5 protein-coding genes are annotated in these 4,553 nt (G+C 30.2%); all 5 read right to left on the bottom strand.

The window, feature by feature from the left end:
* Positions 1 to 207 precede the first annotated feature (207 nt).
* Positions 208 to 936, bottom strand: a complete 729-nt coding sequence (locus ACRD6K_RS19950; RefSeq protein WP_430974669.1) for a hypothetical protein — start codon at positions 934 to 936, stop codon at positions 208 to 210.
* Positions 929 to 2,119 (bottom strand): GmrSD restriction endonuclease domain-containing protein, encoded by a 1,191-nt coding sequence (locus ACRD6K_RS19945; protein ID WP_430974668.1) that lies wholly within the window; start codon positions 2,117 to 2,119, stop codon positions 929 to 931. The genes ACRD6K_RS19950 and ACRD6K_RS19945 overlap by 8 nt, the downstream gene beginning before the upstream one ends.
* Positions 2,120 to 2,344: 225 nt before the next feature.
* Positions 2,345 to 2,998, bottom strand: coding sequence for a hypothetical protein (locus tag ACRD6K_RS19940; RefSeq protein ID WP_430974667.1), 654 nt, complete (start codon positions 2,996 to 2,998; stop codon positions 2,345 to 2,347).
* A 19-nt stretch (positions 2,999 to 3,017) separates the two neighbouring features.
* Complete coding sequence (locus ACRD6K_RS19935; protein ID WP_430974666.1) at positions 3,018 to 3,560, bottom strand: hypothetical protein; 543 nt, start codon at positions 3,558 to 3,560, stop codon at positions 3,018 to 3,020.
* Between the two features lie 186 nt (positions 3,561 to 3,746).
* The gene (locus ACRD6K_RS19930) at positions 3,747 to 4,367 is read right to left on the bottom strand and encodes a tetratricopeptide repeat protein (RefSeq protein WP_430974665.1); all 621 of its coding nucleotides are present in this window, start codon (positions 4,365 to 4,367) and stop codon (positions 3,747 to 3,749) included.
* Positions 4,368 to 4,553 lie beyond the last annotated feature (186 nt).

Below are 4,553 nucleotides of genomic sequence, written 5' to 3'. Positions count from 1 at the left end.
ATTTTCGTTCTCAAATTGTATTATATCATCAATTAACTTCATTTTATTCTAGGATGTTTATTATGCTTGCTAACGGTAAATTGTATGTTACGTAGGGGATTTCGGAGAGCGTCACTGTCGATCGTTACGCTTTAACGTTATAAAAGCTACGATGCCCGAAAACCGCTAAAACCCCTATGGAATATACAAAATGTTAGCGGTTGTAATTTACCAAATTGCTTCCTCCAAAGTCTTAGTGTATTTTGTATATAAATCAATAAAAATTCTGTCAATCAATATTAATAAACTAAACCAAATGAAATAATTATTATTTGGATATTCTGAATCAAACAAAGTACTTAGTGTAGGTAAATTTTCTTGGTATGATAAAGTATTATGAGCACATCTATTTCTGTGGGCGTAGAGATTTTTATAAAATTCTTGCAAACTACTTTCAAAAAGATTTTTGTCGCTTTTAGCAAAATGATTTGGTTTTATTATTTCCTTTGCATTTTGACAGAAAAAAGAATAACTTTTTTCGTTCCAAATTGATAAATTTGTGTCTTTAAATTTCAATTTTACTTCATCCGTACTATAATTGCGAATTGCATTGTAATCTAGCACCTCAGACATCTGAAAACTGGGCTCATTTTTTCCAATAAGAGAAAATAATCTCTTAAATATTTTGTTTTTTGATTCATAAGTAGAGCATTCTCCGAGTTTATCATCATTTCCTAGTAAATTCCTTCTATAATCAAAATCATTGGTCGCCATTTCCCAACTTATGCATTTCATTTTCTGTTCTTGAAATCCAGTCATTTTAAGAAAAATAGATTGAAACACATATTCACTTAAAGGGAACGTTTCAATACCAGCACCTATTCCTGAGTTTGCTAAAATAACATCTTTCAATATTGTAGAAACTGGAGTTAATATGAATTCCTTATGTTTACTCATTACTTAAATATCGATTGTAAATTAAAACAGAACTATGAATTCTAGCTCTTAAGTACTTTAATGCAGCTGGAGAATTTTTATGGTTTTCAGTTCCTTTTAAAATCTCAATCTTACGATTGATTTTTTCTTTTAGCTCATCCTTTCTTGTGAAGTCAATATTTTTTTTCTTAAATACTGTAACATATATTAAACCGAACAGATACATATCTAAATCAATAATTGAATTGAAAGAACGACTTAATTCTAATGATTCTATTGATTGTTTTAATTTTGAATAGTCTGCTTCAAACTCTTTATTTGGAAAGATGCTGTTGAAATCAAAAAACGTATTTGAATTTATTTCTCCAACCACTGAATAAATAAATTCTTCATAGTATTTTTCCATTGCTCTACCATATCTTCTAGCTACTTCATTTGGCCTCTCTTCAATTCGATATTGCGATAGCAAGGATAAATATCGAACAAAATCAATTTTGGATTCACTGCTTGTGGTTTTTATTGACATTTCAGTGATGAAGTCAGGCTCAAAGAATTTTGCTAAATCATTATCTAAGTAATACAAAGAGGCTCGACTTTCTTGAGGCAATAGCGCTTCCCCTTGAATATTAATATTGCGAAATACTGAAGAATAATACTTTTGTTGATTTATTTCATTTTGTGTGTCAGGTACTAAGTATGAAAAACCTAAAAAGGTTTTCTTAAAAAAATCATCGTCAACATTGAAATCCACTTGTTTGTAATTACCCTCAATTATATTACTTAGAATCTGCTCTTTGGTTGAGCCTCTTTCTAATAATCGTTTGAAAGTCCATTGAATAACACTATCAAATTGAGCTAAATCTTCATCTTCTAAATCTATTCCATCGTTTTCATCTGCTAATCTTTTTATAGTGTCTTTAAAAGTAGTTGCATCTGGAAATAAACTAAGATATGCAAGAAAGACACTTGTTAATCTTTGTTGTCCATCTATTATTAAGTTTTGATTAGTCTCGCTATTTTTAAAAGCCCCAATAGTAATAGGAGGGACAAATTGTTTTAATTTTAGAGATTCAATTAAAGTTTTTACCTGTTTTCTATTCCAAACAAAGTGTCTCTGATAATCTGGTAGTATTATGTTTTTTTTTAGAATTAAATCTATCCAGTGTTTCAATGTATATTCTCCGTAATAAACTCTATTCTCCATTGATTTTATATTAGTAGATGTATTTTTGTTTTTATAACCGCTAACGGTTGGTGCAAGTGTAGTGCGGAGCTTTGAAACGGTAACTTGTCAGGTTGCACGGAGCCAAGCCGGCTTTTTGTTAAACATTATTTTTAGCACCGTCATCCGTCAAAGACGGATTGGCGGTGGTTGGAAAGCGCGAAAACGCTGGAACACCACGCCCGCCCGCATTACATTTGCACTTTGTTATGGGCTAGTTTTTTTGTCAATTATTTTCTTTATTTCAAGTTTTATATTTTCAAGCTTCTCAGGGATTTTTTGCAATTCATACATAGTTTTTGGCTCTTCATTTTCGAATGAAGGAGACATTCCATAATGCTTAAAAGAAAAATGAAAAGGATATGATGTTTTTCTTTTTGAGTTTAAAGATTCCTGAAATTTTATTGTTCCATTAAAGTCTAGGTTTTCCGTTTTTCGATTTTCATAAAATCGCGATGCTAAATCTATTATCAATGAAGTATTTTCTTTTGGATTCAGGACAGGAATGTCGATAGAATCGTCATATTTATTAAAACGTATTTCTTCTCCTTTATGATTTGCTAACTTTTGTTTCCACTCAAATTTTATATTGAAGGCTGGTTTCTCTCCTAAATTTTCTGCGACCAACAAAATTAAATCATATCTGCTTTTAAAATCTAATTTTAGTATTATTTGAGGTCTTCTTGCTAAAGATTGATTATAAAAAGATTCGTAAGCAATCCATCCAGAAATAATTGCGATTGTCAATGAGATTGTTGCGGTCAATGATTCCCACTCTTTATTTTGAAGGCTTAAAAAAGCCAAGTAGAATGAAATTAACAGTAATATGGCAAAAACATATTTAGCAAGTCTGTGTTTCATTTTATTTTTCAATTTACTATTACCAATTATCGTCAACTTTCTTGGTTGTAAAAGACGTTTTTATTTGAAAGTCTTTGTTCATTATATCGCTTCCTGGTTCGAAAAAATTCTTTTTTATTTTTCCTTTTTTATTTAATACCCACCATTCAAATGAGTGTTGTTCTCCTTGCTGAGATAATGCATCATCAGCATTTTGAGTAAATAGTATATTTCTAATTGTTACTCTATAACGGGCTTCCTTAAATTCAAATTTAATATTGGCAGAAACAAGATTTCGTGAAATGTAAAATGGGGTGGTCATGTATTTGTGACCATATTTTGCAAAGTCTAGTTGATAAGGTTTAAATTCACAATTTACATAGTCATCTCCAATATTAATTTTCTCATAATATCCAGAAGTTTCAATTGCTTCAACCAAGTTATTGAAATCAAGCTCAGTATTATTAATTGTTCTCCACAATATATTTTGATTTTCATCAAGTTCAAAATTATTTGAAAGTGTTTGACTGAATCCATAGTTAAAAAATAATAGACCTATGCTAACTAAAATTAATTTCTTCATTGTTATATTTTCAATTGGTTTAATATCGTTGTTGTAATTTAAAATTGCCCATAACGGTTAGTGTATGATTTCGTAAGGGATTGCGGACTTTAAACCTATCAAGTTACCATCCAAAATTGATGCGGGTTGTACCGCTCGAAAACCTCTGAAACCCTTATGAATTATACATATTGTTGTAGGGCGTTTTTATTCGCCAAATAACTGATTTATATAATCTTCCTTGCTCATTTTTAAGAATTCATCAATCATTATATTTTCAGGTCCTTCTTTTTTTAGCAGAGTCATTTCGGATTTACCTTTTTCTTCTTGTCCAAGTAAAATATATGATAAAGCTCTGTTAAGTCGATTTGCCGAAATCATATCAGCTTTGTCTGGATTTGCAATCCTGTCATTAAAAATCTCAATGCTTTTCTCATAGTATTTTTTAGCTTTTTCATTATCTCCTTGTCTATCGTACAACATACCGGCAAGAACCCAACCTTCGGCTAAATCAGGTTTCTTTTTAATCACCATTTCGCTTTCATAAACTGCTTTATCAAACTGTTTCCTAAACACATATATATTTATCTTGTTTGCATGTGGCAAATAGTAGGTTTCATCTAGTTCAATTGCCATATCATAAAGAATCAAAGCACTATCCTCTCCAAAAGTCTGCGCATATTCAACAGCTTTGTTATTCATCTCAATTGCTTTAGGATTATATTCAGGTTTCTTATCCTGTCCATTGCAAGATTGCAAAATCGAAATGAAAATTAAGAAGAAAATTATCAGATTTATCGTTTTAGTAATCTTAAATCTTTCAATCATTTTTTATTGTATTTAGTCAAATATTTGGTATCCGATTCGGCCAAATGCCCTACAACTTACTTATCTGTTTATATTTTTCAACTCTACCCACCATATATTGCTGGATATGTTCATGTTTTATGATTTTACAGTTCAAAGTCATTAAGCGGATTTTTTATGTTTTTTAAACTTTTCATACTTACATGA

Origin of the sequence: Sunxiuqinia rutila (assembly GCF_050589705.1) — a bacterium.
Classification (GTDB): Bacteria; Bacteroidota; Bacteroidia; order Bacteroidales; family Prolixibacteraceae; genus Sunxiuqinia; species Sunxiuqinia rutila.
Note: the sequence above shows the minus strand (reverse complement) of the source record. Positions and strands in the feature narration are given on the sequence as shown.

What these genes read in the sequence shown, in the direction of transcription:
- ACRD6K_RS19950 (WP_430974669.1), bottom strand. Translation starts at nt 936, where the DNA reads ATGAGTAAACATAAGGAATTCATATTAACTCCAGTTTCTACAATATTG.
- ACRD6K_RS19935 (WP_430974666.1), bottom strand. Translation starts at nt 3,560, where the DNA reads ATGAAGAAATTAATTTTAGTTAGCATAGGTCTATTATTTTTTAACTAT.
- ACRD6K_RS19940 (WP_430974667.1), bottom strand. Translation starts at nt 2,998, where the DNA reads ATGAAACACAGACTTGCTAAATATGTTTTTGCCATATTACTGTTAATT.
- ACRD6K_RS19945 (WP_430974668.1), bottom strand. Translation starts at nt 2,119, where the DNA reads ATGGAGAATAGAGTTTATTACGGAGAATATACATTGAAACACTGGATA.
- ACRD6K_RS19930 (WP_430974665.1), bottom strand. Translation starts at nt 4,367, where the DNA reads ATGATTGAAAGATTTAAGATTACTAAAACGATAAATCTGATAATTTTC.